Annotated in this window: 26 protein-coding genes; 17 read left to right on the forward strand and 9 right to left on the reverse strand. The window is 62.5% G+C overall.

What is annotated here, in order from left to right; translation table 11 throughout:
• Positions 1 to 51 precede the first annotated feature (51 nt).
• Entirely contained in the window at positions 52 to 312 is a 261-nt protein-coding gene (locus AC1RQ5_RS20825) for a CopG family ribbon-helix-helix protein (RefSeq protein WP_493201459.1), read from the forward strand.
• Positions 312 to 644 (forward strand): type II toxin-antitoxin system RelE/ParE family toxin, encoded by a 333-nt coding sequence (locus tag AC1RQ5_RS20830; RefSeq protein WP_493201461.1) that lies wholly within the window; start codon positions 312 to 314, stop codon positions 642 to 644. Before AC1RQ5_RS20825 ends, AC1RQ5_RS20830 begins: the two co-directional genes overlap by 1 nt.
• 24 nt (positions 645 to 668) lie before the next feature.
• On the opposite strand, the gene hisI is transcribed toward AC1RQ5_RS20830, so the two are convergent.
• Together hisI and folE are read right to left on the reverse strand one after the other, a co-directional pair.
• The gene (hisI, locus tag AC1RQ5_RS20835) at positions 669 to 1091 is read right to left on the reverse strand and encodes a phosphoribosyl-AMP cyclohydrolase (protein WP_493201463.1); all 423 of its coding nucleotides are present in this window, start codon (positions 1089 to 1091) and stop codon (positions 669 to 671) included.
• A 72-nt stretch (positions 1092 to 1163) separates the two neighbouring features.
• Positions 1164 to 1868, reverse strand: a complete 705-nt coding sequence (gene folE, locus AC1RQ5_RS20840; protein WP_493201464.1) for a GTP cyclohydrolase I FolE — start codon at positions 1866 to 1868, stop codon at positions 1164 to 1166.
• A gap of 260 nt (positions 1869 to 2128) precedes the next feature.
• On the opposite strand from folE, the gene AC1RQ5_RS20845 reads away from it, so the two are divergent.
• Positions 2129 to 2587 (forward strand): iron-sulfur cluster assembly scaffold protein, encoded by a 459-nt coding sequence (locus tag AC1RQ5_RS20845; RefSeq protein ID WP_398474471.1) that lies wholly within the window; start codon positions 2129 to 2131, stop codon positions 2585 to 2587.
• A gap of 106 nt (positions 2588 to 2693) precedes the next feature.
• On the opposite strand, the gene AC1RQ5_RS20850 is transcribed toward AC1RQ5_RS20845, so the two are convergent.
• Positions 2694 to 3596, reverse strand: coding sequence for a COG3904 family protein (locus AC1RQ5_RS20850; protein ID WP_493201467.1), 903 nt, complete (start codon positions 3594 to 3596; stop codon positions 2694 to 2696).
• A gap of 243 nt (positions 3597 to 3839) precedes the next feature.
• Between AC1RQ5_RS20850 and yidD the strand changes: the two genes are divergently transcribed.
• Together yidD and AC1RQ5_RS20860 are read left to right on the forward strand one after the other, a co-directional pair.
• Positions 3840 to 4172, forward strand: coding sequence for a membrane protein insertion efficiency factor YidD (yidD, locus tag AC1RQ5_RS20855; RefSeq protein WP_493201469.1), 333 nt, complete (start codon positions 3840 to 3842; stop codon positions 4170 to 4172).
• Between the two features lie 155 nt (positions 4173 to 4327).
• Positions 4328 to 4654 carry a hypothetical protein gene (locus tag AC1RQ5_RS20860; protein ID WP_493201471.1) on the forward strand — a complete coding sequence of 109 codons (327 nt, stop codon included), beginning with the start codon at positions 4328 to 4330 and terminating at the stop codon, positions 4652 to 4654.
• Here AC1RQ5_RS20860 and AC1RQ5_RS20865 read toward each other — a convergent pair.
• On the reverse strand, positions 4651 to 5823 hold the full coding sequence (locus tag AC1RQ5_RS20865; protein ID WP_493201473.1) for an MFS transporter: 1173 nt from the start codon (positions 5821 to 5823) through the stop codon (positions 4651 to 4653). The two genes, AC1RQ5_RS20860 and AC1RQ5_RS20865, sit on opposite strands and share 4 nt — an antisense overlap.
• 214 nt (positions 5824 to 6037) lie before the next feature.
• Here AC1RQ5_RS20865 and AC1RQ5_RS20870 point away from each other — a divergent pair, with 214 nt between their 5' ends.
• From AC1RQ5_RS20870 to AC1RQ5_RS20890, 5 genes are all read left to right on the forward strand, one after another.
• On the forward strand, positions 6038 to 6649 hold the full coding sequence (locus tag AC1RQ5_RS20870) for a hypothetical protein (protein ID WP_493201474.1): 612 nt from the start codon (positions 6038 to 6040) through the stop codon (positions 6647 to 6649).
• Positions 6650 to 6869: 220 nt separating this feature from the next.
• Positions 6870 to 8813, forward strand: a complete 1944-nt coding sequence (locus tag AC1RQ5_RS20875) for a BCCT family transporter (protein ID WP_493201475.1) — start codon at positions 6870 to 6872, stop codon at positions 8811 to 8813.
• A gap of 124 nt (positions 8814 to 8937) precedes the next feature.
• On the forward strand, positions 8938 to 10974 hold the full coding sequence (gene thrS, locus AC1RQ5_RS20880; protein WP_493201477.1) for a threonine--tRNA ligase: 2037 nt from the start codon (positions 8938 to 8940) through the stop codon (positions 10972 to 10974).
• 3 nt (positions 10975 to 10977) lie between these two features.
• Positions 10978 to 11190, forward strand: a complete 213-nt coding sequence (locus AC1RQ5_RS20885) for a hypothetical protein (protein ID WP_493201479.1) — start codon at positions 10978 to 10980, stop codon at positions 11188 to 11190.
• A gap of 117 nt (positions 11191 to 11307) precedes the next feature.
• Positions 11308 to 11874 carry a nitroreductase family protein gene (locus tag AC1RQ5_RS20890; RefSeq protein WP_493201481.1) on the forward strand — a complete coding sequence of 189 codons (567 nt, stop codon included), beginning with the start codon at positions 11308 to 11310 and terminating at the stop codon, positions 11872 to 11874.
• Between the two features lie 111 nt (positions 11875 to 11985).
• Here AC1RQ5_RS20890 and AC1RQ5_RS20895 read toward each other — a convergent pair whose 3' ends face one another.
• On the reverse strand, positions 11986 to 14472 hold the full coding sequence (locus AC1RQ5_RS20895) for a putative bifunctional diguanylate cyclase/phosphodiesterase (RefSeq protein ID WP_493201482.1): 2487 nt from the start codon (positions 14470 to 14472) through the stop codon (positions 11986 to 11988).
• 192 nt (positions 14473 to 14664) lie between these two features.
• A complete protein-coding gene (locus tag AC1RQ5_RS20900) occupies positions 14665 to 15729 on the reverse strand; it encodes an RgsD C-terminal domain-containing protein (protein ID WP_398474495.1) in 1065 nt (354 codons plus the stop codon).
• A 238-nt stretch (positions 15730 to 15967) separates the two neighbouring features.
• Between AC1RQ5_RS20900 and AC1RQ5_RS20905 the strand changes: the two genes are divergently transcribed.
• Positions 15968 to 17032, forward strand: a complete 1065-nt coding sequence (locus AC1RQ5_RS20905) for a patatin-like phospholipase family protein (RefSeq protein ID WP_398474497.1) — start codon at positions 15968 to 15970, stop codon at positions 17030 to 17032.
• Positions 17033 to 17484: 452 nt separating this feature from the next.
• A complete protein-coding gene (locus AC1RQ5_RS20910; protein WP_493201485.1) occupies positions 17485 to 19878 on the forward strand; it encodes a membrane-bound PQQ-dependent dehydrogenase, glucose/quinate/shikimate family in 2394 nt (797 codons plus the stop codon).
• A 66-nt stretch (positions 19879 to 19944) separates the two neighbouring features.
• On the opposite strand, the gene AC1RQ5_RS20915 is transcribed toward AC1RQ5_RS20910, so the two are convergent.
• Together AC1RQ5_RS20915 and AC1RQ5_RS20920 are read right to left on the reverse strand one after the other, a co-directional pair.
• The gene (locus AC1RQ5_RS20915) at positions 19945 to 20373 is read right to left on the reverse strand and encodes a CBS domain-containing protein (RefSeq protein WP_398474502.1); all 429 of its coding nucleotides are present in this window, start codon (positions 20371 to 20373) and stop codon (positions 19945 to 19947) included.
• Positions 20374 to 20607: 234 nt separating this feature from the next.
• The gene (locus AC1RQ5_RS20920; protein ID WP_493203503.1) at positions 20608 to 21384 is read right to left on the reverse strand and encodes a rhomboid family intramembrane serine protease; all 777 of its coding nucleotides are present in this window, start codon (positions 21382 to 21384) and stop codon (positions 20608 to 20610) included.
• A gap of 240 nt (positions 21385 to 21624) precedes the next feature.
• Here AC1RQ5_RS20920 and AC1RQ5_RS20925 point away from each other — a divergent pair, with 240 nt between their 5' ends.
• Positions 21625 to 23430, forward strand: a complete 1806-nt coding sequence (locus AC1RQ5_RS20925) for an FUSC family protein (protein WP_493201486.1) — start codon at positions 21625 to 21627, stop codon at positions 23428 to 23430.
• Between the two features lie 30 nt (positions 23431 to 23460).
• Here AC1RQ5_RS20925 and AC1RQ5_RS20930 read toward each other — a convergent pair whose 3' ends face one another.
• Positions 23461 to 23727 carry a PepSY domain-containing protein gene (locus AC1RQ5_RS20930; protein WP_493201488.1) on the reverse strand — a complete coding sequence of 89 codons (267 nt, stop codon included), beginning with the start codon at positions 23725 to 23727 and terminating at the stop codon, positions 23461 to 23463.
• A gap of 132 nt (positions 23728 to 23859) precedes the next feature.
• Here AC1RQ5_RS20930 and AC1RQ5_RS20935 point away from each other — a divergent pair, with 132 nt between their 5' ends.
• The 4 genes from AC1RQ5_RS20935 to AC1RQ5_RS20950 are packed head-to-tail and all read left to right on the forward strand — an operon-like array spanning position 23860 to position 26513.
• A complete protein-coding gene (locus AC1RQ5_RS20935) occupies positions 23860 to 24114 on the forward strand; it encodes a hypothetical protein (protein WP_398474508.1) in 255 nt (84 codons plus the stop codon).
• A gap of 30 nt (positions 24115 to 24144) precedes the next feature.
• The gene (locus AC1RQ5_RS20940; protein WP_398474511.1) at positions 24145 to 24495 is read left to right on the forward strand and encodes a PepSY domain-containing protein; all 351 of its coding nucleotides are present in this window, start codon (positions 24145 to 24147) and stop codon (positions 24493 to 24495) included.
• A gap of 3 nt (positions 24496 to 24498) precedes the next feature.
• Positions 24499 to 25164: a response regulator transcription factor gene (locus tag AC1RQ5_RS20945; protein ID WP_493201491.1), complete on the forward strand. Its 666-nt coding sequence runs from the start codon at positions 24499 to 24501 to the stop codon at positions 25162 to 25164.
• The gene (locus tag AC1RQ5_RS20950) at positions 25161 to 26513 is read left to right on the forward strand and encodes an ATP-binding protein (RefSeq protein ID WP_493201493.1); all 1353 of its coding nucleotides are present in this window, start codon (positions 25161 to 25163) and stop codon (positions 26511 to 26513) included. The genes AC1RQ5_RS20945 and AC1RQ5_RS20950 overlap by 4 nt, the downstream gene beginning before the upstream one ends.
• The last annotated feature ends 264 nt before the right edge of the window (positions 26514 to 26777 follow it).

Raw genomic sequence — 26777 nt, forward strand, 5'->3', positions numbered from 1 at the left:
TTGCGCAGCCTCGTATTTGTAATACAATGTATTACAAACGAAGGATGCCTTATGAGCAAACCCGCCCTGTCCGCGCCTTTAACCCTGCGGCTTCCGGTCGATGTGCTGGACGATGTGGAGAAGATTGCGAGCGCATCCGAGCGCACGCGAAGCTGGGTCATTGTACGTGCGTTGAAGGCCTATCTTGCCAATGAAGGCAGCGACATTCTTGCCATCGTCAAGGGCCGCGAGGAGATCGCCACGGGCGACATCCACGACATGGACGACGTCATCAAGGAAATCGAAGCCATCGTGAATTCGAAGGCGGCGTGATGAAGGTCCGCCTGTCCGGAGCGGCGCGCGCGTATATTCTGCGCGAAGCCAAGTATCTCACGGACAGAAGCCCCGCAGCGGGCAGTGCGTTCCTGAAGGCAATGCAGTCGGCCCGACAGCGATTGGGCCAATATCCCGAGATCGGCTTTCAGCCCTCTCCCGCTCAAGGTGGCCGACGCCTGATCGCGGGCGATTACGTGATCGACTACGACGTCGGACGAGACGCGATCGAGATCACCGCGATCCGTCATAGCCGTCAGTCGGACACGACGCCAGGTATCGACGACGATTTTGACTACGAGTCGGATGATAACGAACCGTCTGATCGGTAACGGTCGGACGACCGTATTGGTCGCCTATTTGTAGACCGCCGCCGGATCGAACACCTTGTCGGCATCGACGAATGACACCTTCGCAGCGCCGTCTTCACCTTTGGTGATCGCACGATAGAAACACGAGCGACGCCCCGTATGGCACGCCGCGCCGCCGATCTGCTCGACACGGATCCAGATCGCATCCTGGTCGCAATCCATCCGCATCTCGGCGACGCGCTGGGTCTTGCCGGAGCTTTCGCCCTTGCGCCACAGCGCCTTGCGCGAGCGGCTGTAGTACCAGGCATCGCCGGTCTCGATGGTCTTGCGCAGCGCCTCGTCATTCATATGCGCGACCATCAACACGTCGCCATTGGCGACATCCGTCACCACGGCCGTCACGAGGCCATTGGCATCGAATTTCGGGGTCAGCGTGAGGTCTTCTTCAAGGGCGTGATCGTGGGACACGGTCGTCTCTCAATGAAAATCGGGCGCGTGATGCGCCCGATAGTCTAACACCAAATCGAAATCAGGCAGCGCTCAGCGCGACTGGGCCTGGATCATCGACATGAACCGCGCCTGCTCCGCGGGATTGTCGCGGAAATTGCCGGTGAAGCGGGTGGTGAAGGTACGCGATCCTTCCTTGCGGATGCCGCGGGCGGACATGCAGGTGTGCTCGGCTTCCACCATCACGGCGACGCCGCGCGGCTTCAGCACTTCATCGACGGCAGCAGCGAGCTGCGCGGTGAGATGCTCCTGGGTCTGCAGGCGATGGCCGAAGATATCGACCAGCCGCGCCAGCTTCGACAGGCCGACCACGCGCTCGACCGGCGTATAGGCGATATGGGCCTTGCCGTAGAACGGCATCATGTGGTGCTCGCAATGGGAGACGAAGCCCATGTCGCGGATCAGCACAAAGTCGTCATAGCCGGCAGTCTCGCCGAAGGTCTTGTTCAGCACCTCGGCGGGCGACTGGTGATAGCCCTGGAACAGCTCGTCATAGGCCTCGACCACGCGGCGCGGCGTATCGACCAGGCCTTCGCGCTCGGTGTTCTCGCCGATATAGGCAAGCAGCGTCTGCACGGCCTTTTCGGCCTCGGCGCGCGAGGGGCGATTTTGTTCGGCATCGATCGCAGCACCGAGGAATTCGGCGGGGTCGAGCTGCGCGGGACGAAAATCCTTCTTGCCGTCGCCGGATTTGGCCCCGTCAGCAGCGTTGCGAATGGGTTTGATTACAGCGTCCATCTTCTCTCCGTTCGACCGGCCTATAATGCGAGGCCGGAGGTGTCACCGGGCAGACGGGGCGGGAAAACCGCCAGACGCCTGAGTCCGTCAAAGGGATAACATCGCCAGCGCCGATTGGAATTCTCAAATTCCGGCGATCTGGAGAACGTCCGGCGTTCTTTCGCCGGGCCGCATCCCTATATATGGTTCCTCGTCACCCCCGCCAAGGCCCCGGCCCGGCGGCGAAATCTGGAATCGGTGGCAGAGTTAAGGTCCATGAGATGCTGAACGACATCTATAATAAGCGCATCATCGAGCTTGCCGGTAATATTCCGCGCCTCGGCCGCCTGCCCTCCCCCGATGCCAGCGCCACCGCGCACTCGAAATTGTGTGGCTCCACCGTGAAGGTCGACCTCGCCATGAATGGCGATGTGGTCACCGATTTCGCCCATGACGTGAAGGCCTGCGCGCTTGGCCAGGCGTCGTCCTCGATCATGGCGGCGCATGTGGTCGGCTCCACAGCCGAGGAACTTCGCGCCCTGCGCGAGACCGTGCGAAAAATGCTGAAGGAAAACGGCGCGCCACCGAGCGATGCCAAATGGGCCGATATCGCGGCGCTCGAGCCGGTGCGCGACTACAAGGCGCGACACGCCTCGACGCTGCTGACTTTTGACGCGGTGGTCGATGCGATCGGGCAGATCGAAGCAAAATCGGGCAAGACGGAAAATGCAGACGCGTAGGATGGGTAGAGCGAAGCGAAACCCATCGGCGGTGCTTGCCGCATCGACGGACTGATGGGTTTCACTCCGGCGCTAGGCGCCTACACTCGACCCATCCTACGGCCCGTCACTTCGCCGGCGCGGCACCGCCGGTCGGTGCCTGAACTTCCGCAGTCTTCGTCGTTGAGACCGTCGATGCGACTGGCTTCTCGTCCTCGGCGCCACTAACAAAGCGATCCTGGATCGTCTTCGGTGCCAGTGAGGCGACTGGTGTCGTGTCCGGCTTGCGCTCCTGCGGCAGCACGTCGTCGATCTGATAGGTTGTGACGAGGTTGGAGAGCTTCAGCTCATCCGCCGTCAACCGATGCAGGTCTTCCCATGGCGGCACGCTGAGCGACAGCGACAGCAGATCGCCGGAGCCACCCATCTCCACCGAATATTTGGCGAGACGCCCGACATCACGCTGCACGATCATCAGATCCTGCGCGGTATAGCTCGCGGCCTTGGGATCGTCGGCGCGATCGCCCATCCAGATCTGGTGGACGCGGACATGCGCCTCTTCCGGCACGTAGCGTGTCTTGCCGGACAGCAACAGGAACACGCACATGGATTCGCAATAGGCCTGCGGCAGCACCGCGGGCTTCATCACGCCCGACGAGGATTGCAACTCGACCGAGGCCCCCACCGTGGTGCGCAGGCCAAGCTTGCGCCAGCGGCGGCCGATGGAGATGGCGTCATTGACCGAGCCGCCGGAGGAATCCAGCACGACGGTGGCGCCGCCGAGATCGCGGGTCTTGGCGAAGTCGTCGAAATCCTTGGGAGTGTCGCCGGTGACGATACCGACGGCAGTGAACCAGCCACGGCAATCCGGCTCGCAGGCGACCCAGGTGAAACGCATCGGGAGCTTGCGTTCTTCGAGAACGCCAGCTGAGGCAGTGGTCACGGAGGATACAGCCGCGAGGCTCGTCCAGGCGAAGCAAACAGCGAAAGCGCGCAGCAGCGCCGACCCACTCCAACGATACGACCGCATCAAGCTCAACCCGGTTCCTTTCCCGCGCTCACGGATGAGCGGGCAACTGAGGTCTGGCCACAACGAACGCTCATGATTCTGTCACACGGGCGTTATCAAAACCTAGCGTGCAGAGACCCGACGTCCAGTTACTTTTGCTGCACTGCATGCGATAAAATGGCAGGTGTGACCGCACTGCATAAGCAAGCGGGTTCCCTGCAACGGAACCCGGCAAATCCTGATTGATCCGATGGCAAGCCGATTATGAACCGCTCACCCGCGTGCCCGCATTGCATCGGTATCATCCGACGCACGCCACGGAATCTCGGCCGCGGTGCGATCTGGCTCTATCGCCACAGCTTCTCGCCGCTGGTCGGCTTCAACTGCCGTCACATCCCGTCGTGTTCAATCTATGGCGACGAAGCGATCGCGCATTACGGGCTTTGGGCCGGCGGCTGGATGACGCTGGCGCGCCTGCTGCGCTGCCAGCCCTGGGGCACATCGGGCATCGACAACGTGCCGGCGACGCTGCCTACGCACGCGCGCTGGTATCTGCCCTGGCGCTATGCGCGCTGGCGTGGCGTGAATGCGCCGTGACCTCACGCATTGCTGCAGCAATGACGGCCGCCTGAGCAACAAATCGCCGACACGCCACGATAGGTCATTGTGAGAACGCGGCGGGCACCATATGGGTGTGCGCTCTTATCCCTGATCATCGGCGATCATCGACCAGCATTGCAGCGGGGGCGCAGTTGGAAGACGGCCTGTACGAAGTCTATTTTCACACGGTGCATGGGACTGGCACCGGTGTCATCTATGCCAGCGGCGGAAAACTGCGCGGCGGCAACTCCGCTTTCACGTTCACCGGAAGCTACCAGAACAAGCCGGACGCCATCTCGGTGCTTGTCAGCACGAAACGTTATAACCCCGATCCGGACATCAAATCGCTGTTCGGTTTCGAAGGCGTGACGCTGTCGCTGACCGGCCAACGCAACGGAGACACCGTTGATTTCGAAGGAAACGCCCTGCAGAAGCCCGGTTTGAACTTCAAGGCCCAGCTGACGCGCGTCAGCGACTAAAGCGAAGCCGATTTCGACAGCCGGCGGCTGTAAAGAATGGCCGTCAGCGCGGTCGCGAGAAACGCCATCGCAACGAAGCCGGACACGTGGAAGTAACCGCCGGCAAACAGCAAGCCGCCGATGCCCGATCCGATCGCCTGACCGACATAGAGCATCGACGTGTTGAGCGACACGGCCGACGTGCCCGCCGCGGGCGCTGCCGTGATGAGGCGCACCTGCTGCATCGAGGTGATGGCCCCGAAGCCGAGCCCCCAGATCGCAACGCCAAGCGCCATGATGGCCAGATGGCCGGCTGCAAAGGTCCAGACGCTCATTCCCGCCAGCACCAGCGAGGTCGAGAGGATGGAGGTTCTGAGCGGCCCCCAATTATCGACGATGCGCGTGGCCGTCATGATGCCGAGAAAACCGCAGACGCCGTAGATCGCAAAGACGGAGGCCGCGGCATCGTGCCCTGCTCCCGCAAGACGTTCGAGCAGTGGCGCCATGAAAGTAAATATCGAAAACTGTCCGGCAATCTGCAGCGTGGTGATCGACAACAGCAACAGAACAAGCCGATTGCGCGCCAGCGACGACCAGGTCGAAAGATCAACCGGCGCGCCGAACAGGCCGCGCGGAATGCGCCAGACCAGCAGCGCGAGGCTGATGCAGCTCATCACGCCGACAATCCCGTACACCTCGCGCCAGCCGAAACGGCTTGCGATAAAGGTGACCATCGGAAGTCCGACTGCTGCCGCGAGAGTCCAGCCGAGAAAGACGTAAGCGACGCTGCTGCCGCGTTTCTCCGGCGGCACCAGCATGCCAACGACACCCGCAGCTTGAGGCGTGTAGGGCGCTGCTGCGATGCACATCACGAGGCGGATGGCGAGCAGAACCGTGTAGTTGGGTGCGAAAGCCGAGGCGAGATTGCAGACGGCCACGACGGCGATCACCGAGATCAGCATGGTCCGCCGCTCGATGCGGCTGGTGAGCCATGACATTAGCGGCGAGCAGATGCAAAGCATCGCCGCACCGAATGTAATGAGCAGCCCTGCCTCGCGGATGGTGACGCCGAGCCCCGTGGACAATTCGCCGAGCATCGCCGTCGGCCCAAGCAGGCCGACGCCGGTGACGAAATTGCCGATCATGAGTGCGGTGGGTGCAAACGGGCGGGACACGCCGTGTGATAGCATGCAACGCATGCGCAAGCACCAGCACGACATGACAGCTTGATGCCAACACGCGCACATTGGCCTTATGCAAAAATGTGGGCCCTGGCGTTCAAACCCGTTCAGCGGATCTGGCGACTACGAGGGGCAGGCGCCCACAACACCGCGCCTCACGCTTGTTGGTTGGATTAACCTGAATCCCGTGACACGGATTCGGCAACGCTGTTGCGAGGAATGCATGATCATCTGGGGTACCTACGTCACCAAGAAAATCATTCAGAAGGGCGAATTCTTCTGCCCCGGTTGCGCGGAACATCGCGGCTACAACCTGCGTCGCCCGAAGAAATGGGGGCACCTGTATTGGATCCCGCTAATCCCGATGCAGGAGCTCGACCGCTATGTGGAATGCACCGCATGTGACAAGGCCTGGAATGAAGGCGTGCTCCTGCACGACCCGGTCCGTGATCAGCGCCAGCGCGACGACGATCTCGCGACCATGTTGGCACAGTTGATGTTGCTGATGTCCGGCGAAGGTGGACTGACGCCGGCGCTCACTGACAAGATCATCGAGGCGACGGAACGTTTGCTCGACGTGGATGCCACGCCCCAATCGGTTGCCGCTGCGGTCATGACCGGCTCCGACCGCAACGCGATCCTCTCCAATACTGCTCAGCAGACCGATCACTTGAACGATCGTGGCAAGGAGAAGACACTGCGAGCGGTGATTGCCATTGCGCCAAGCCGCCCGCTCGGTGAGCGCGAATGGATGCTGGCCGCGGATATCGGCAAGCATCTGGGCATGTCGCCGGCGCATGTGAACGGTGTGCTGACGGAAATGGCTGCGGCCTGATTTGACTTCCCGAAACCTGCACCACTTGTCATCCCCGCGAATGCGGGGGTCCAGTAAATACTGCGACCTGAGGTTAAGCCCTGGCACCTGCATCTACCGGATCGCCTGTGAGGCCGGCGATCTCAAAGAACTACAGTGATTGCTCGCCGAGGTCTGGTACGATCCTGCCTCTGCCATAGCGCGATTGGACTCTCGATCACGTGGCGGCTAAGGCGGCCCGATGATTCAAAGCAAAATCAAGCCACGCGTCTTCTTTGGCGCGTCCGCCGTGATCGCCACTTTGCTGTCGATCACGATCATCATGCCAGTCACCGCCGACAGCATTTTCAAGATCGCTCAGAGCTGGGTCATCGATACGTTCGGCTGGTTCTATGTCACGGCGGTGGCGATCTTTCTCGTCACCGTGCTGGTGCTGGGCTTTGGCCCGACCGGCAAGCTGCGCCTGGGACCGGACGATGCCGAGCCGGAATTCCCCTATGTCTCCTGGCTCGCGATGCTGTTCGCGGCCGGCATGGGCATCGGCCTGATGTATTTTGCGGTTGCCGAGCCAGTCCAGCATTACATCTCGCCCCCGGAAGTGGAGAGCGGCACCATCCGCGCCGCACGCGAGGCGATGGCGATCACCTTCCATCACTACGGCGTGCATGCATGGGCGATCTACGCGATCGTCGGCCTCAGCCTCGGCTACTTCACCTATCGCAAGGGGCTGCCGCTGACCTTCCGCTCCGGCCTGTCACCTATTCTCGGCAAGCGCATCAACGGCCCGCTCGGCGATGCCATCGATATCTTTGCCGTCTGTGGCACCGTGTTCGGCGTAGCGACGTCGCTCGGCTTTGGCGTGTCGCAGATGACGGCAGGCCTCGCCTACAACTACGGGATCGCCGACTCGCCGATCACGAAAATCGCCGTGATCGTCGTCGTCATGGGCGTTGCGACGCTTTCCGTGCTGAGCGGCGCCGATCGCGGCATCCGTCGCCTGTCCGAACTCAATCTCGTGCTGGCCGTGTTGCTGATGGTGTTCGTGCTGTGCAGCGGGCCGACGCTCTTCCTGCTACGCGCGCTGGTGCAGAATTTCGGCCTTTATCTCGATCATTTCGTCGAGCGCACCTTCAAGCTCTATGCCTATGAGCCGCGTGCCTGGATGGCCGATTGGACATTATTTTACTGGGCGTGGTGGATCGCATGGTCGCCCTTTGTCGGCATGTTCATCGCCCGCATCTCGCGCGGGCGCACCATTCGTGAATTCGTGGTCGGCGTATTGTTTGTGCCGACCGCCTTCACGTTTATCTGGATGACCGTGTTCGGCAATACCGCGATCTCGCTCGATCTCGGTATCGCCCATGGCGGGATCGCCGCGGCCGTGCAGGCTGACCTATCCACCGCGCTGTTCAAGTTTCTGGAATATCTGCCGGCTACGAGCCTCACCTCCGGACTGGCGATCCTACTGGTTGGCGTGTTCTTCGTGACATCAGCCGATTCCGGCGCGCTGGTGATCGACACGCTGGCGTCCGGCGGCGAGGAAGACACGCCGCGCTGGCAACGGATCTACTGGTGCATCGTGCTCGGCGTCACCGCGACGCTGCTGCTGCTCGCCGGTGGCCTCGGCGCGCTGCAGGCTGCGACATTGCTCGCAGCCTTGCCCTTCTGCTTCATCATGCTGATGCTCGCTTATGGCCTCGTGCGGCAGACCAATGCCGATCTCGATGGCGAAACGATTTCCTCGGAAAGTCCCGCCATCAGCGAACGGCTCAAGCGGTTATTCGTGCCGGCAAGCCGCGCCGAGATCGAGCGGCAGATTGCCAGCCATGGCGTGCCGGCACTGCAGTCGGTCTGCCAGACCATGCTCGACGAAGGATGGGCCGACAGCGCGGTAAAGATCGACAGCGAGGGCGCGTCGTTGACGGTCAGTTTCGGCATCGACCGCCTGTTCACCTATCGCCTGCTGCCGCGCTCGCGTCCGCTGGCGGCGTATACGGCGTGGGAGACGCCGGCCGCGCATCGCAGCCGGACCTGGATGCTGGCCGCCCGGACCGGCAGCGAGGCCCGCCATCGGGACCTGACCGGCTTCTCGGAGCAGCAGATCGCCGGCGACGTGCTGACCCAGCTGGAACGCTCGCGCCCTGTGCGCGGCGCGGCGAGCCTGGGGCAAGATATGGTATTGTAAGGATGGCGCTTCGGCCGGGTCAAAACCTTGCCAGAGTGGTGTTGCAACCTGCGAATCGGCTGCTATACCGCTGTTCCCCGCTTACCTGCGCCCGTGTGCAGGAGTGAGCCACAGGAGAGAAGATATGACTGAGAATGAAGGCTCCGGATTCAAGTTCGGCCTCGCCAACCTCACCCCCGCCGACCAGAGCAGTGCTCATCTGAACCTCACCTTCCCGGATGGCGCCGTGCGCCAGTATCCGCGCGGGACGAGTGGTTTCGACATCGCCAAGGGCATCTCGCCCTCGCTCGCCAAGCGCACCGTCGCCATGGCGCTGGATGGCGTGGTCACCGACCTTAACGATCCCATCGAGCAGGATGCCAAGCTCGAACTGATCAATCGCGACGATCCGCGCGCGCTGGAGCTGATCCGGCATGACGCCGCGCATGTGCTCGCCGAAGCCGTGCAGACGCTGTGGCCATCGACGCAGGTGACCATCGGCCCGGTGATCGAGAACGGTTTCTATTACGACTTCTATCGCGAAGAGCCATTCACGCCGGAAGATTTTGCCGCCATCGAAAAGAAGATGCGCGAGCTGATCCAGCGCGACACGCCCTTCACCAAGCAGGTGTGGGACCGCGAAAAGACAAAACAGGTATTCCGCGACAAGGGCGAGGCCTTCAAGGTCGAGCTGGTCGATGCGATCCCCGGTAACGAGCCGATCAAGATCTATTACCAGGGCGACTGGTTCGACCTCTGCCGCGGCCCGCACATGACCTCGACGGGCAAGATCGGCAACGCCTTCAAGCTGATGAAAGTGGCCGGCGCCTATTGGCGCGGCGACAGCAACAACCAGATGCTGACGCGCATCTACGGCACGGCCTTCGCAAAGCAGGAAGACCTCGATGCCTATCTCAAGCAGATCGAGGAAGCAGAGAAGCGCGACCATCGCAAGCTCGGCCGCGAGCTCGACCTGTTCCACTTCCAGGAAGAAGGCCCGGGCGTCGTGTTCTGGCATCCGAAAGGCTGGACGATCTTCCAGGCGCTGATCGCCTATATGCGCCGCCGCCTCGACGGCGACTATCAGGAGGTCAACGCACCGCAGATCCTCGACAAGGGCCTGTGGGAAACGTCGGGCCATTGGGGCTGGTATCGCGAAAACATGTTCGCGGCGCAGTCGGCCGGCGACGAAGCGGAGGACAAGCGCTGGTTCGCGCTGAAGCCGATGAACTGCCCGGGCCATGTGCAGATCTTCAAGCATGGCTTGAAGAGCTATCGCGACCTGCCGCTGCGGCTCGCCGAATTCGGCGTGGTGCATCGCTATGAAGCCTCGGGCGCGATGCACGGATTGATGCGCGTGCGCGGCTTCACCCAGGACGACGCCCATGTGTTCTGTACTGAGCAGCAGCTGGCCGATGAGTGCCTCAAGATCAACGACCTGATCCTGACCACCTATTCCGACTTCGACTTCGGCGACATCGTGGTGAAGCTCTCCACGCGTCCGGAGAAGCGCGTCGGCACCGACGAGATGTGGGATCATGCCGAGCGCGTGATGGCCACGGTGCTGTCGACCATCGAGGCGCAGTCGGGCGGCCGTATCAAGACCGAGATCTCGCCGGGCGAAGGCGCGTTCTACGGGCCGAAGTTCGAATATGTGCTGCGCGATGCCATCGGCCGCGACTGGCAGTGCGGCACCACGCAGGTCGACTTCAACCTGCCGGAGCGTTTCGGTGCGTTCTACATCGATGCCGACGGATCGAAGAAGGCGCCGGTGATGGTGCATCGCGCGATCTGCGGTTCGATGGAGCGCTTCATCGGCATCCTGATCGAGCACTATGCCGGCAACTTCCCGCTCTGGCTGTCGCCGACGCAGGTGGTGGTCACGACCATCACGTCGGAAGGCGACGAATATGCCAAGGTGGTTGCCGCTGCGGCCCGCAAGGCTGGTCTCCGTGTCGAGATCGACCTGCGCAACGAGAAGATCAACTACAAGGTCCGCGAACATTCGCTGGCCAAGATCCCTGCGCTTCTCGTGGTCGGCAAGAAGGAAGCCGAGAGCCACTCGGTTTCGGTCCGTCGTCTCGGCAGTGAGGGCCAGAAGGTGATGTCCACCGACGAGGCCATCGCCGCGCTGGTGGACGAAGCGACGCCGCCCGACGTGAAGCGTGCGAAAGCGAGCTGAGCCATGAGCGACAATGACGAGATCGAGATCGAAGCCTATCCGCTTCGATCCTATCAGTTGATCCCGGACCCCAACCGGCCGGATGTGGTGGCGCTCGCCCTCGAGACCGAGCAAGGCCATAGCCTGTATCTGGCATCGCGGGCCGTATTGGAGGATCTCGGTCGGGATCTTCTGGACCGGGCCTCCAAGATGCCGGAGCACAAGACGGCCAGTTAGCGATCTGGCTGACGATCACAATCCGTCTAAATGGGGAAGGCCCGCCTCAACGCGGGCCTTTTCGCATGGTAAGCGGTCAATCCAATCCTGCACGTCCTCATTTGCGAGACATTGCCCGTGACCGACACCATCGAATTTCTGAAGACCCGCCGCTCCGTCAAGCCGCGCGAGATGTCGGGCAAGGGCCCCTCTTCCGCCGAGCTCGACACCATTCTGACCATCGGCGCGCGGGTGCCGGATCACGGCAAGCTGGCCCCGTGGCGCTTCATCGTATTCGAAGGCGACGCCCGCAAGCGCGCCGGCAATGTGATCGCCACCGTCTTTGCCCGCAAGAACCCGGATGCGCCGCATGAAACCGTCGAGGCGGAGAAGCAGCGCCTCACCGAAGCGCCACTGGTGATCGCTGTGGTGTCCTCGCTCAAGCAGCACCCGAAGGTGCCGGCCTGGGAGCAGGAACTGTCTGCCGGCGCGAGCTGCATGAACATTGTCGCGGCGACCACAGCGCTTGGTTACGGCGCCAATTGGCTCACCGGATGGTACGCCTTCGATCGCGACGTGCTGACGGGTCTGGGTCTGACGGCCGACGAGAAGCTCGCCGGCTTCATCCATATCGGCGGCAAGCCGGACCGGGTGATCGAGGATCGCCCACGGCCGGCGCTGAAGGATCTCGTGACGCGGTTCTGAAATGCCGTGCCGTAGGGCGGATCAGGCGAAGCCGTAATCCGCTGCGGAGTTTCAACCATGAATTCGGCCGGCGGATTACGCTTCGCTCATCCGCCCTACGGCTAAATTGTCTCACGCTGCCTGCGTGGCGCAGCAGCCGAATTTCTGCAGCAACTGATCCAGTTCGCCGGCCGGCTTCGCGGCACTGAACAGATAGCCCTGCACTTCGTTGCACCCCTCGGCGCGCAGTTGTTCGAGCTGCGCCATCGTCTCGACGCCTTCTGCCGTCGTGGTGATGTTCAGGCTGCGACCGAGCCCCGAAATCGCGCGCACGATCGCCATGCAATCCGGGCGCTCGACCAGATCCTTCACGAAGGAGCGATCGATCTTGATCTTGTCGAACGGGAAGCTTCTGAGATAGCTCAGCGATGAATAACCGGTGCCGAAATCATCCATCGAGATACGGACGCCGAGTGCGCGCAACTGGTGCAGCGTGGCGATATTCGCTTCGGTCTCGGCGAGGAACACGCTTTCGGTGATCTCCAGCTCGAGCCGACGCGGCGACAGGCCGGAATAGGCCAACGCGGCGACAACGACCTGCACGAGATTGCGGCTGCGGAATTGCACCGGTGAAAGATTGACGGCGACCTTTACATCGTCCGGCCACTTCGCAGCTTCCGCGCAGGCGCTGCGCAGCACCCACTCGCCAAGCGCCACGATCAGGCCGATATCCTCGGCGACGGGGATAAAATCGGCCGGCGAGATCATGCCCTTGTCGGGATGCTTCCAGCGCAGCAGCGCCTCGAAACCGACGATGCGATCGGCGGCGATGTCCACCAGCGGCTGATAGTGTAGCTCGAACTCGCCGTCGACATAGGCGCTGCGCAAATCGAGCTCCATGTCGCGGCGCTTCTGTGCCTGACGGTCCATTTCGCGTTCGAAGAAATGATGCACGCCGCCGCCTTCGGCCTTGGCGCGATAGAGCGCCATATCGGCGTTGCGCATGAGTTCTTCACTCGTGGTGCCATCGCCGGGTGAGATTGCAATGCCGATGCTGGCGCCGATCACCACTTCGAGATCGTCGCCCATCTCATAAGGTGCGCTGATAACCCCAATCAGGCGCGCAGCAAATTCATTGACCTCGTTCAGCGTCACGTCCGATGTCAGCACGACGGCGAATTCGTCGCCGCCAAGCCGGGCAACAAGGTTGTTCCCACGAACCTCACCGCGCATGCGCTCGGCCACCTGCTTGAGCAGGCGGTCACCCGTCGGGTGACCGAAGCTATCATTCACATTCTTGAACAGGTCGAGATCGATACACAACACCGCGACATGGCGCTCGGGATCGTTGTGATCCAGCGCCTGAGCGAGACGCTCCTGATAGAAGACGCGGTTCGGCAAATCGGTGAGCGCATCATGATGCGCCATATGGGCGACACGGGCTTCGGCCTTGCGACGCTCGGTGATGTCGACGACGGCGACCAGGAATCCCTCACGGCCGTCGAATGCCACGCGGCGCCCATAAGTCAGCACCTGGATCTCGCTGCCGTCAGCCTTGATATGCCGCCAATTGCGCTCGGACTGATAGCTGTCGTCGAGCTGCGTGATGGCGCGCGTATGCGCGTCCCACTCGTCACGCGGCCAGATTTCCTTCAGCTCCATGCGCAGAAACGCATCGCGCTCATAACCGTAATGCGCCACCGCAGCATCATTGACGCTGATGAAGCGCATAGTCTCGGCCTCGAACACCCACATGGGCATCGGATTGCCGTCGAACAGCAAGCGGAACGAAGCATCGCGGCGCTTGATTTCTGTGACATCAGACACGGTCAGCGACACCAGATCGCCGAACGCGGTTGCCGTCAGACGCAGATTGCGATCGTCACTGTCGATCTCGAGCTGGCCGCTGGCTTCCAAGCCGCTGGCCTTCTTCGCAATCATTGACAGCAGCCAGCGCGTCACGTCCGGCAGACACAGTGCGTGTCCGCCTTCGCTCAGCCTGCGCCACTGCAGATCGGGGAGCGCGACCCGGAGGAGACGCGCTGCGCCCTGATTGTGATGCACGATCTGGAAATCAAAGGCCTGGTTTTCCGAATTGCGGATGGCCGCCAGCGAGACAATGCCCTCGTCCGTGGAGGAGAAGATCGCATCCACCAGATTGTAGCGCGGCCCCTGCTCGTTGATATAGGCGCCCACAAGCTTGACGCCCCAGCGCGATGCGGTTGGCAGCGCCAGAATGTCATAGGTCTGCACCAGACCGTCGCGCACGCAATGCGCAACGGCGAGATGTGGCCGTCCCGTCTGCAGCGCGCAGTTGGCGGCCTCGGTCAGCGCCCGCGCGCAATCCGGCGGAACCACGTCGAGCGGAATGTCCCAACGTTCGTCGCCGAGCCACTGCTGGACGTAGCGCCCGCTGCGCGACACCTCATAGCTGTCGCCCTGGGATTTCAGCAGCACGATGTGATCGGCCATACGGCCGAGGCTGCCGAGCATCACCTCTTCATAGCCGGGCAGCACCTGCCCTGGCCGCACGGCCGCCTGCCATTTGCGTTGAAGCGCCGGGATGTCGTCGAACACTTTGATGTCCGCAGTGGCGGAGAGCTTCTTGGCCGCGATCACGACGCATCCTTGCGAAAACTTGTACCTGTCTTCGCTATTCAGGCTTCGCCGATTAATGCCGTGTAAATGTTTGCAGGTCGCAGGCCGCTATGTCGTCACCCCACGGCGCAAAGTCGCGCGATGGTTAGTTCGCGATTCACAACAATGACATGGGGGTGACAATTCGCCTGCATTTTAAGCGAATGCAGGCGCTCAGCGTGCCACGACCTCGATCTCGCCATCGACGCCATTGACGACGTTGAATGGCTTCTCGAACACCTTGCCTTCGTTCTTGGCGATGGCGCGATACTCGCCTTCGGCTAGCGTCACTTTCGGGAAAGCACCGATGGATTCCTTGATGACATCGCCGGCCGGCGTGATCACGGACCATGCCGTATTGGCCAGCGCCTCGCCGCCCTTGTCACCGACCAGTTTCATGGTGATGACAGCGGCGCGATGGGTGACGGTGACGTCGGTGAGCTTGCTCGCCTGCACGCGGATATCTGAACGCACCACCGAATTGGCGTCGCCATAATTCGAGATGATGTAGTAGGTGCCTTCCTGCAGCATCACCACATCGCCGGCGGCGACACTCGGCAGCAGCGGCGTGCGCTCGCCGCCGTCGAACTGGCTGCCTTTATAGATGCCGAACGAAATCTGGTTCGGCGGGATCTTGCTGGAGCCGACGCGGCCCTCGATGCGCAAACCGCCGGCCGGAAGCAGGAACGCCTCGCGATCGACGTCGGACTTGATGGTCACGGGCCTGACGGCGCTGACGAGACCGAGCGCCACATGGACCACATAGCTTCCAGGCGGCAGCGGGATATTCGGCGTGGCCGTCCGGTCCTCGCGCAGCAGCTTGAAAGCGCCGGTTTCGTCCGGACGGTCGGAATAGACCCGCCACACCAGCCCGCCATTGATGGCCGGCAAATCCTTGCCATAACGCGCGCTCAGGGCCAGCGCGCCCTGTGCTGGCGCGGCGGGGCTGGCCTGGACCTGGGGAGGTGCCTGCAGCGGCACATTGGCCACGGGCGGCTGCAGCAGCGGCGCAGGTAATGCCGGCGCGGCGGCCGGCCCCGACGGCGGCGCCAGACTGATGGCCGGACCCGACGGGATGTCGGGGATATTGGCGGGGGGAACCGGCGCCGGGCGGTCGCTGAAAAACTGGGCGAAGGCGGGTTGGGGCACCAGCGCCGCGTGCGTCAGCACGAGCGCTAGCACCAAAGCCAGCCGCCCGCCCCGGCCGGATGTTTGCAAATCAGGACCCCACGTCTTCATCGCAATGCTTTTCAACGAAAACACGGCAAATTCAAGCCTTGACCACGATACCGCGACGTTCCGCAGGGGCCGCCCACAGCCTCGTGACAGCCTTGGCGTGAATAGTCGTTGAGACGTCGATATGCAGTCATATTCGACGCCTAAGTGTCGGATACATCGCGTAAATGATGAATAATCGATCGTCTGGCATGATGGCTGTCCCGCGCGTATTATGTCTGGAAGCGTTAGGAGCTTTCGTTTGCTGGAGTTATTGATGGGGCGCAGCCAGAACGGCGCGAATGGCCGCGACAAACCTGGCCTTGGTAGTGTCCGCCGTCCCGTGGTCGGCCTCGCGCTCGGCGGCGGTGCGGCCCGTGGATTCGCCCATATCGGCGTCATCCGCACGCTTCTGGCCAATGGCATCGTCCCCAATGTCGTGGTCGGCACCTCCATCGGTGCCGTGGTCGGCGGCTGCTATGCCACCGGCCATCTCGATACATTCGAGGAATGGGCGCGCGGGCTACAGCCACGCAACATCTTCGGTTACCTCGATATTCGCCTCAACGGATCCGGCCTGATCGGCGGCAACAAGCTTGCCGCCCAGCTCGAGGCCTCGATTGGCAATCAGTTGATCGAGGACCTGCCGGTCAAGTTCGCCACCGTTGCGACCGAAGTTCGCACTGGTCACGAAATCTGGCTGACCCATGGCCGCGTCGTGGAAGCCATGCGGGCGTCCTATGCCCTGCCCGGTATCTTCTCCCCCATCCTGGTCGGCGACCGCTGGCTGGTGGATGGCGCGCTGGTCAATCCGGTTCCCGTTTCGGCGGCGCGTGCGCTGGGCGCCGAGATCGTCATCGCGGTCAATCTCAGCAATGACGTGTTCGGGCATTCGATCACCATTTTCGACCATGGCAGCGGCCCGGAGCCGGCCGAGCCCGCTGTCGAGCCGGAAGAGCCGGCCAAGCCGAAGCGCGGCTTCACCAGTTTCTTCTCGGCCGAGCGCACGGTGAAGCGCGAGTTCTTCGGCAGCAGCGAGCGGCCCGGCATCTCCACCGTCATGATCGATGCCTTCAACATCATGCAGGATCGCATCACCCGCGCCCGCCTTGCCGGCGATCCGCCCGACATGCATATCGCGCCGCGCGTCGGCCAATTTGGCTTGTTCGATTTTCATCGCGCCGACGACATGATCAAGCATGGCTCACGCGCCACCGAACGTGCCATCGAAGGCATCCAGGAAGCCATCGAAATGCTGGTGCCCGAGGCTGCGCGATCACCTGCTCCCGCCGTAACTCAGAAGAAGCCGGCTGCTTCGTCGGATTAGCAGACGGTGCATCATGCTGTCCTCGCGACGCGCTCTTGCGTCGTTGTCGTGAGCAACGCCGCGGATGGATTCGCTGCAATCGCGCTTCCCCGGCACGTTTAGAATCTCACTAGCGCGCATCAAAGTGAGGCGACCAATCTGGTCCCGCGCAAGTCTCGATACTTGGTTGAGCGCATCGTCTTCACTGCGATTTCAGCAGAATTTCCGCAGCAGTCGCGTGAAAAATGCATTCGCGCCGCAGAACACTGCACGCCTGAATTGTTGATGCAGCTCAATGCTTATCGACATTTAGATATGACGGCTCTTCCGAAACGCTGTAGCTCGCGACCTATCAAATTGGGCAGCAATGTGATCCACAGGGCGCGGGGGGAAACTGTGCGCGTTGCATGCAGTCGATAACAAACAGTCGATCGCGTGTTTCTTGGAAACGTTACAGTTTTGGAGCTGAATTCGTGAAAGACGTAAATGTTGGCTGGGGGAGCAAAGCATTGCTCGCCTTGCTTGGGCTGTTGTTCGTCGCCTCTGGCATTGCATTCATCTGGGGCGGCGGCGTCCTCATCTCGCGTGGCGGTAGTTACTATTACCTGATCGCCGGCCTCGCACTCGCAGGCGTTGGCATCGGTGTCGCCCTCGGCAAAACGTTCACGCTGCCGCTTTACGCCGTGTTGTTCGTGGCGACTGCCGTCTGGGCCGTTTGGGAATCCGGCTTCGAATTCTGGCCGCTGTTCGCGCGCCTCTTCATCTTCCTTGCCGCAGCTTTCGTCCTCGCGCTTGTGACTCCGTTGTTGCGCGCACGTGCAGGCCTTCCGCGCGCTACCGGCAAGAGCATGGCGGTTGCCGCCGTATTCCTGGTGGCAATGGTCGCAGCCCTCGGCGGCATGTTCGTCGATCGCACCGAGACTTTCGCCGCCGTCGATACGGGCAAGGTCAAGGTCACGCCTGAGACCGAGCAGAAGAACTGGGACAACTGGGGCAACAATCCCGGCGGCGAGCGTTTCGCTGCGCTGGACCAGATCAACCGCAGCAACGTCAACAAGCTGAAGGTCGCGTGGACGTTCCAGACCGGCGACATCGCCGACAATGACGAAAGCGGCCTCGGCTCGGAAGACCAGCAGACCCCGATGCAGGTCGGCAGCACGGTCTATCTCTGCACGCCGCATAACAACGTCATCGCGCTCGATGCCGACACCGGCAAGGAGAAATGGCGCCAGGTCATCAATGCCCGGCACACGCGCTGGATGCGCTGCCGCGGCCTCGCTTATATCGACCTCAGCGGCCAGCAAGCCAATCGCGGCCAGTCCGCAAACCTGACACAGGCGACCGACGCATCCGGCACCGCCTGCACCCGTCGCCTCTACACCAACTCGGTCACCGGGCAGCTGATCGCTCTCGATGCCGATACGGGCAAGTTCTGCGAGGGCTTCGGCGATAATGGCCGCGTCGATCTGCTGGCCGGCCTCGGCAAGACTCCTCCGGGCGTCTACAAGGTCACCTCGGCTCCGACCCTCGCGGGCGATGTGATCGTCCTCGGCGGCTTCGTCGCCGACAACCTTGCGGTCGATGTGCCCTCGGGTGTCATCCGCGCCTACGACGTCGTCACCGGCAAGCAGCGCTGGGCTTGGGACGCCGGCAATCCCGCGATCAAGGGCCCATCCACGACCGAGCTGGCCTACACCCGCGGCTCGCCGAATTCGTGGGCCCCGATGTCCTACGACCCGAAGCTCAATCTGGTCTTCGTGCCCATGGGCAATGCGTCGCCTGACTTGTGGGGCGGCAACCGCACGCCGGAAGCCGAGAAGTATGCTTCTTCCGTCGTCGCGCTCGACGGTTCGACCGGCGACGTGCGCTGGACGTTCCAGACCGTGCACCACGACCTCTGGGACTTCGACGTCCCGATGCAGCCGACGGCAACGGACTTCCCGAATGCCGATGGCAGCAAGACGCCGGCGATCGTCGTCGGCACCAAGCACGGCCAGATCTTCGTTCTGGACCGCGCAACGGGTAAGCCGCTGACCAAGGTCGAGGAAGTGCCGGTCCCGGCGGGCAACCTGAAGGGTGAGCGCTATTCACCCACGCAGCCGCTGTCCACCGGCATGCCGGAGATCGGCCGTAGCACGCTGACCGAAGCCGACATGTGGGGCGTCACGCCGTTCGACCAGCTGCTGTGCCGCATCGAGTTCAAGGGCTATCGGCATATCGGCCTGTTCGACCCGCCGACCGCGGATCAGTGGCAGCTGCAGTATCCGGGTTCGCTCGGCGGCCTGAACTGGGGCAGCATCTCGGTCGATCCGGTCAGCAACCTGCTGTTCCTGAACGACATGCGCCTCGGCCTCTGGCAGAAGGCGTTCGAACGCAAGGAAGGCGAGAAGATCCTGCCGGGCGCCGTGCCGATGACGGGCGCGCCTTACTGGATCTTCAAGGATCGCTTCCTCTCGGCGCTTCGCGTGCCCTGCCAGAAGCCGCCTTTCGGCACCATGACGGCGGTCGACCTGAAGACGCAGAAGATCGTCTGGCAGAAGCCGATGGGCACGGTGCAGGACACCGGCCCCGTGCGCCTGAAGATGGGCCTGCCGATCCCGATCGGCATGCCGACGATCGGCGGTTCGATGGCCACTCAGGGCGGCTTGGTCTTCTTCGCCGCCACCCTCGACTACTATCTGCGCGCCATCGACAGCGCGACCGGCAAGGAACTCTGGAAGGGCCGCCTGCCCGTCGGCAGCCAGGCGACGCCGATCACCTACAAGTCACCGGCGACGGGCAAGCAGTATGTGCTCATCACCGCCGGTGGCGCGCGCCAGTCGCTCGACCGTGGTGACCACGTGGTCGCCTACACGCTGGGCGACTAAGCAATAGCGACACAACGACTGAAAGGCCGGGCATCATGCCCGGCCTTTTTCGTTGCATGTTAAAATTCAAGCGGTGCCGATATATTCGCGCAGCGCTTCCTGTTCGTGCTCATATTCGCTGACGCGCGACTTCACGACGTCACCGATCGAGATCAGGCCGACCACGCGGCCATCGTCAAGCACGGGCACGTGGCGGAATTTGCCATTCGTCATGCGCTCCATGATCCAGCCCACGGTATCGGTCGGCGAACAGGTCACGACCTTGCGCGTCATCACAGCGCCGACATCTTCATCCAGCGCGCCGGCACCGCGCTCAGCGATCACGCGCACGATATCGCGCTCCGAGATGATGCCGTCGATCTGCTGCTTGGTCATGACCAGCACCACACCGATTTTCCGCTCGGCTAACAGCTTGACCACCGAAGACACTTTGTCACTCGGCGCGACACTGACGATGTGATGGCCCTTACCATCGAGAATTGCACTAACCAGCATTTGTCGCCTCCTCACTGACCAAAGCCCCTGAAAGGAGCGCGGTCTTTCGTTCTTGTTGTGAACAAGCGGATCCGGAGGCGTAGCTCGATGGTCTTGAGGTAGGGGTGATCGAGCCAAACCACCGCTCACGCAGAACGGATTCGGCCTCGAGAGCCGAACCTGCCGGCGTGAGTCACCTGTCTTATTCGTAATGATGGGGGAAGTGCAGTGCACCCGCAAGGTGCGTGCGCGCGGTCAATGCAAGTCCGGCATGTCCGCAGGAGATGGCTCGGTATCCCGTCGCGTCCCGCGCGGAATCGGATCAAAGAGCGAGAACAGCAGCAAACCCGCAACGAAACCGCCAATATGCGCCTGCCATGCCACCGTCGCGCCTTCGCTGCCAACAGCAATCGAACCGACGCCGAAAATGATGTTCACGCCAAACCAAACGGCGAGAAAGCCGATGACCCGTGGGTCACGCAATGCGCGGAACAGCGGCAGAGCGGGAACTCGCGCGGCCTGATCGGCATCGCCACGGTTGAAAGACAAGAAACTGCCGCGCACGAAGGCAAAACGGATCGCCGCCGCCATGGCACCGGACACCGAAGCCGATGCACCAATCATCGGTGCGAGTTCATGCTCATGAGTGGCGAGATGCGCGGCTGCGCCACCGATCGCCGTGACTGCCATGAAAAGGAAGAAGCGGACCGCACCGAAGCGCCGTGCCAGCGCACTGCCGAAAGGCAACAGCCACAATATGTTGAAGCCGATGTGGCTGAGATTGGCGTGCAGCAGCGAATAGGTGACGAAGGTCCAGATATCCGCGCCAATCCCGCCGGGGAATGGCATCGACAGCAGTGTCTGGTCGTAACGTTTGGGGATGAACCCGAACAGCTCGATGGTCCAGTATTCCAGATCCACGGGCAGCAGCACGCGGATCACATGAATGACCGCCAGCAGCCCGACATAGGCCGTCAGCGCGCCCGGCAGGGTCAGGAGCGGTTCGCGTGGGGGATTTTCAGAAGGATCCAAGGCGGCACGGTCTGTAACGGCTCTGGCGAGCGATGCTCCAGATAGGCGGTATTGGTGCCGCGATGCAAGATAGCAGCGGTCCCACGGCCACTGCCCGCAAGCAATGCTTCCAACGCACGCGGGCTCCGCAAACTTGGCTATGTTGCATCGCAACAAATTAGGTCAGCATCACTTACCAATCACTCCCCGCGTGTGGAGGACCACATTCCTTCTTTCCGCCGATCCGTTCTGGCTGCCCTGATGCCGCTCGATGCCGGGCTGTTGCAGTTCACGGCAGCCCTGCGCACCAGTCTTGCAACCGTGGCCAGCGCGCTGCTGATCGTGCCATTGCTGCTGCATTTCGGACTGCCCCTGATCGAGGCTTCGCCGGCGATCCTGTTCGTGATGCTGTGCATGCTGTTCACGCGCGACGCCACGCTGGCGAAACGCCAGGGCACCGTGGTGATGGCTTTTATCGCCGGCATCGCGCTGTTCGTGATCGCCAGCGCGCTGGCACACTGGCCGCTGCTCGACGTCGCCGGCTTGCTGGTGCTGCTGGCGGTGGCGACGCTGCTGCAGACGCGTGGACCGCGCGTGGTGGCGATCGGACTCGCGGCGTTGATCGGCTACTATCTCGGCGTGTTTCTGCACCCGCCGCTGCCGAACCAGGGCGTGATCGTCGCGCTCACGATCCCTGCCCTCGCCATCTGCCTCGCAGTGCTGCGCCTGTTTCCCGACAATCCATCCGACGTGGCGCAGCTGATGCTCGCCAGCATCGCCGCACAGGCCGATCGCGTCATACGTGAGGCGCGGCAGGCAAAACCGAATCCGCACCGGATCGAACGGCATCTGCTGCAACTCAACCGCGCCGTCATGGCAGCACAGAGCCAGCTGGCTCTTGGCAATCTGGAAGGTCATGACAGTGCGATTGCGGCGCTGACCGCACTTGAGATCGCCGTCACGCATGCCGTGCTGCAGACTGAGGACGATGCTCGCTGGCGCTCCGCGCTGGCTGCGCTGGCCCATGCGGCAGCAACGCTGCAGCGCCAGCAAAGCACCGCCACCGCGGTCGAAGTCCCACCTGCGGCACCGGCACCGCTGGCCTGGCGACCGGCCTTGCGCGCTGGTTGCGCCGCGGTGATGGCGGCCGTGGTGGGCTATCCGCTATCGCCGGAGCACTGGTATTGGGCAATCATCAGCGTATTCGTGATCTCGCTCGGCACGACTTCGGTCGGTGATACCTTGCAGAAAGGCACGCTGCGGATAGTGGGCACCGCCTGCGGCGCACTTGCGGGGCTATGCGTCGCGGCTTTCGTGCCCGCGCATCCTGCGCTGGTGCTGATCGGCATGACGATCTGCCTGATCGGCTGGAGCTATTATGTGCTGTATAATTACGCCGTCGGCATCTTCTTCCTGACGCTGCTGATCGGTCTCGTCTATGGCGTGCTCGGTGACGACTTGCCGTCAATCGTTGGCCTGCGCCTCGTGGAAACAGCGATCGGCGCTGCGGCGACCTTCATCACTGCGTTGTGGATCGTGCCGCTGCCGACCTCGCATCACGTCCGTGCCCGCGCTTTGACATTGATGGCGCGGCTGCTGGACGTCATCGACACCAGCCGCGACGCGCTGTGCGGCAAGACGGCGACGCCGCTCCTGGCGATGCGCCGTGCCGACCTCGCGATGCAGGAATTGCGCGTCGCCTTGTTGCCGATGCTGGCAGCACGGCAGGTGTCGTTGATCCCGCGCACGGATGCGTTGCCGGATCTCGTCGCCTGCGTGCACTGGGTCCGCGTTCTCGCCGTCAGCGCTGCGGCACATCCGCAGCTCGATCCTGCGGAACGCGATCTGCTGCAGGATCGCCTGATCCGGCTGCGCGACCATGTCAGCGCCTTCGGCAATAGCGACGCGGCCCTGCCGGCCGCCGAAGCCTCGGCCGCGATCATCGCTCACAGCGCCCCCGGCCGCCTCATCGCCGACGCAGCCGACCGTATCGAAGCCGTGCTGCGCAAACTGATCGCCCGCCTCGGCGCTACGCCGCGCGAATTCACCGCTTCATTGATACGATGATGCCGCGCGACGCATGCGATACTGTCACACCTAGCGCCGCACGATCTCGCCGGTGACCGGATCGAGCCGTATCCCGATTTCGGCACCGTTACGGTCGAAGCCTTCGACCTCCCAGCAACCTTTGTCGCGTTTGGCCTTCTTGACGGTGTAACCAAGCGCCAGAGCCTTTTCGATCGCCTTGTCGATCGACAGGCCCTGCCCGTTGGCTGCGGATTTGCAAGCGACGTCATCGGCATGCGCGATCGATGTGGCGAGACCAAGCGATGCGACGATCAAGGCGACGGGTGCGTATTTCATGAGGTAATCCTTTGCATGGGTGGGCGGCCTTGGTGTCACAGGGTGCCCACCAGCTTCCTGACACCGTCTGTCAGGAAGCCGTCAGCGAGACATCGGTAGATTCGGGACATGTTCAATCCACGGAGATGTCCCATGTTGCCCGCCATGTTCCTGCTTGTCGTCACCCTGCCCCTGATGGCTGCGGTGGAATTGCCATTCGACACTTTCGTGATCGTGATGATTTTGGTCTGTGCCGTCGCCGGCTTGACGGCACCGGCAGGTGGAGGCCACGTTGAGGCCAAGCGGCGCCGGCCGATGGACGCCCCCATCGACCCTGCCAGCGAGACTGATGACAAACCACTCACGAAGCCGGCAACGCGCATGCGCGAATCCGCGCTGGTTGGATAAGCGACGAGACGCCATGCCCCGGAGCACGCGATGACCATGCGCGCCAGCATCATCACCCGCAACGCGTTGCTGATTGGCAGCGTGCTCGCCGCGCTGATCGCCAGCAGCGGCAATACGCATGTGGCTGTTGCAAAAGACGACAAATCCAACTGCAAGAAGGAGCAGGACTGCGCCTTGCAGGCGCTGAAAAGCGGCGAGATTCGCCCGCTAACCGACGTGCTGGCAGTCGCTCGCGAGAAGCTGCCCGGCGAGGTCATCAAGGTCGAGCTCGATCGCGACGATGGTGTGTGGGTCTATGAGATCAAGGTGCTCACCGAATCCGGCAAGCGCCGCGAGATCGAGATCAATGCGCAGACCCTTGCTGTCATCAAGATCGACTGACCCATGCGCATTCTGGTGGTAGAGGACGAGCCACGCATCGCAGCAGACATCCGCCGCGGGCTGGAAGCTGCAAATTATGCAGTTGAAACCGTCGCCGATGGCAAAGAGGCTTGGTTCAAGGGCGAGACCGAAGACTACGATGCTATCGTGCTTGATCTCGGATTGCCCAAGCTCGACGGGCTCTCGGTACTACGCCGGCTGCGCGAAGCGGGCATCGTGACGCCGGTGCTGGTGCTCACCGCGCGCGACGGCTGGCGCGACAAGGTGGAAGGCATCGATGCCGGTGCCGACGACTATCTGGCGAAACCATTTCAGATGGAGGAGCTGCTGGCACGTTTGCGGGCGATCACCCGCCGCGCTGCGGGTCAGGCGTCCGCGCTGATCAAGGCCGGCCCGCTCGAGCTCGACACGCGATCGCAGACTGCGACCATCGATGGCCGCGCGCTCGCACTCACCGCCATGGAATATCGCCTGCTGGCCTATCTGCTGCTGCATCGCGGGCGCACCATGTCGCAGGGCGAATTGCTCGAGCACATTCATGCTGGCGATACCGACCGCGATATCAACGCGATCGAAGCCATTGTCGCACGGTTGCGCAAAAAGCTTGGCTTTCCGCTGATCGAGACCCATCGGGGTCGCGGATATTGCATTCCGGCGGAGCCATCGTGAATACGCGTTCGCTGTCATTCCGACTGAGTTGCGCGGCTGCACTGGCGATCGCAATCGCGTTGAGCCTTGCCGCATTCGGGCTTCGAAGCATCTTCAACCAGGAGATTGAACGCCGCGCCGCATCCGAACTCGGTCAGATCGTCGTGGCGCTTGCGGGTCAGGTGAAGATCGACGCGAACGGGACGCCTTCGCTGGAAGCGCCGATGTCCGATCCGCGCTTCGAGAAACCTTATGGCGGCCTCTACTGGCAGATCAGCAATGGCGACAACCGCGCGCGCTCGCGCTCGCTCTGGGACTATTCGCTCACTGTCCCCGCCGCGCAGCATGGCGACACCCGCTGGACCACCGATCTCGCCGGCCCCGATCATGCGAAGCTGCTCGCTGTCGTGCAGACCATCGCGGTGGCATCGCCGTCGGGCTCCGATGTGCGTCTGCAACTCGTCGCGGCGCTGGACAGGACCGACCTCGCCAAATCTCAACAGTACCTGTTCAGATTGCTGTTGCTGTCGCTGAGCGCCCTCGGCCTCATCCTCATTGTCGCGATGTCGATCTTCATCCGCCTCGCTCTGCGTCCTTTCGACGAATTGGGGCGCGGGCTGCGGCGCATCCATGCGGGCAGCAGCCGCTCACTCGACGGCCGCTTTCCGAACGAGGTTCAGCCGGTGGTGAATGATCTCAACCGGCTGATTGCGTTCCAGGATGCAGCGCTGGAGCGCGCGAAAACGCATGCTGCGGATCTCGCGCATGGTCTGAAAACACCGCTGGCAGTTCTTGGCGCAGTAGCGCGACAGGCCCGCCATGATGACAGCCACGAACTGGCCGACCCTATCGACGAACAAATCTTGTTGATGGGCAAGCAGGTAGACCGCGTGCTCGCACGCGCGCGCGCCGGTGTCTCGGCCGCCCTGAGCCGCGGCGCCATTCCGGTCGCGCCCGTGGCCAACAAGATCGTTCGCGCGCTGCGCCGCCTGCCCGATGATCGGGGCCTGCAATGGGACTGCGATGTCGCTGGAGACGTCAGTTTCCCCGGCGATGAAGGCGACCTCACCGAGATCCTCGCCAACCTGCTCGACAATGCCCGCAAATGGGCGGCGACACGCGTGAGGCTCACCGTGATGCAGACCGGTGATCATACCTTGCTGCGCGTCGAAGATGATGGGCCCGGCTTGCAGACAGAGCAGATGCAGACGATCGGGCGCGGACAACGCTGGGACGAGACATTGCCCGGCACCGGCTTAGGTCTCGCCATCACCCGCGATCTCGCCGAAGCCTATCGGGGGCGGATCGAACTGGAGCGCTCGGCGCTCGGCGGGCTTAGCGTCGCGGTGATCGTGCCGCGGCCGGCCTGACAACGATCAGGCAAAGAAAAAGGGAGAGCCTCTGAGAAAGGCTCTCCCTGGTCTGATCGATCTTCTCGCGCCGGGCGACATGTATCGACCGCAAGGCCGACATCCCCACCCCTCCCCGCGCGGTGACCGTCTTGTTTGACGACAACCCTGTATATCGAAGCGCGCGAAACGAACCGCTGGAGACAGCCCGCTCCGCTCTGGAGTGCAGCCAGAATACTAGTTGTCCTCCGAACCGCAAGAATATGGTGAAGATAACGTTAACGC

This window comes from Tardiphaga sp. GW821-FHT12E02 (assembly GCF_058807155.1).

What these genes read in the sequence shown, in the direction of transcription:
- AC1RQ5_RS20870 (WP_493201474.1), top strand. Translation starts at nt 6,038, where the DNA reads ATGATCATCTGGGGTACCTACGTCACCAAGAAAATCATTCAGAAGGGC.
- AC1RQ5_RS20900 (WP_398474495.1), bottom strand. Translation starts at nt 15,729, where the DNA reads ATGAAGACGTGGGGTCCTGATTTGCAAACATCCGGCCGGGGCGGGCGG.
- AC1RQ5_RS20925 (WP_493201486.1), top strand. Translation starts at nt 21,625, where the DNA reads ATGCCGCTCGATGCCGGGCTGTTGCAGTTCACGGCAGCCCTGCGCACC.
- folE (WP_493201464.1), bottom strand. Translation starts at nt 1,868, where the DNA reads ATGGACGCTGTAATCAAACCCATTCGCAACGCTGCTGACGGGGCCAAA.
- AC1RQ5_RS20845 (WP_398474471.1), top strand. Translation starts at nt 2,129, where the DNA reads ATGCTGAACGACATCTATAATAAGCGCATCATCGAGCTTGCCGGTAAT.
- AC1RQ5_RS20830 (WP_493201461.1), top strand. Translation starts at nt 312, where the DNA reads ATGAAGGTCCGCCTGTCCGGAGCGGCGCGCGCGTATATTCTGCGCGAA.
- AC1RQ5_RS20865 (WP_493201473.1), bottom strand. Translation starts at nt 5,823, where the DNA reads ATGCTATCACACGGCGTGTCCCGCCCGTTTGCACCCACCGCACTCATG.
- AC1RQ5_RS20945 (WP_493201491.1), top strand. Translation starts at nt 24,499, where the DNA reads ATGCGCATTCTGGTGGTAGAGGACGAGCCACGCATCGCAGCAGACATC.
- AC1RQ5_RS20935 (WP_398474508.1), top strand. Translation starts at nt 23,860, where the DNA reads ATGTTGCCCGCCATGTTCCTGCTTGTCGTCACCCTGCCCCTGATGGCT.
- AC1RQ5_RS20930 (WP_493201488.1), bottom strand. Translation starts at nt 23,727, where the DNA reads ATGAAATACGCACCCGTCGCCTTGATCGTCGCATCGCTTGGTCTCGCC.
- yidD (WP_493201469.1), top strand. Translation starts at nt 3,840, where the DNA reads ATGAACCGCTCACCCGCGTGCCCGCATTGCATCGGTATCATCCGACGC.
- AC1RQ5_RS20915 (WP_398474502.1), bottom strand. Translation starts at nt 20,373, where the DNA reads ATGCTGGTTAGTGCAATTCTCGATGGTAAGGGCCATCACATCGTCAGT.
- AC1RQ5_RS20940 (WP_398474511.1), top strand. Translation starts at nt 24,145, where the DNA reads ATGACCATGCGCGCCAGCATCATCACCCGCAACGCGTTGCTGATTGGC.
- AC1RQ5_RS20825 (WP_493201459.1), top strand. Translation starts at nt 52, where the DNA reads ATGAGCAAACCCGCCCTGTCCGCGCCTTTAACCCTGCGGCTTCCGGTC.
- thrS (WP_493201477.1), top strand. Translation starts at nt 8,938, where the DNA reads ATGACTGAGAATGAAGGCTCCGGATTCAAGTTCGGCCTCGCCAACCTC.
- AC1RQ5_RS20885 (WP_493201479.1), top strand. Translation starts at nt 10,978, where the DNA reads ATGAGCGACAATGACGAGATCGAGATCGAAGCCTATCCGCTTCGATCC.
- AC1RQ5_RS20875 (WP_493201475.1), top strand. Translation starts at nt 6,870, where the DNA reads ATGATTCAAAGCAAAATCAAGCCACGCGTCTTCTTTGGCGCGTCCGCC.
- AC1RQ5_RS20850 (WP_493201467.1), bottom strand. Translation starts at nt 3,596, where the DNA reads ATGCGGTCGTATCGTTGGAGTGGGTCGGCGCTGCTGCGCGCTTTCGCT.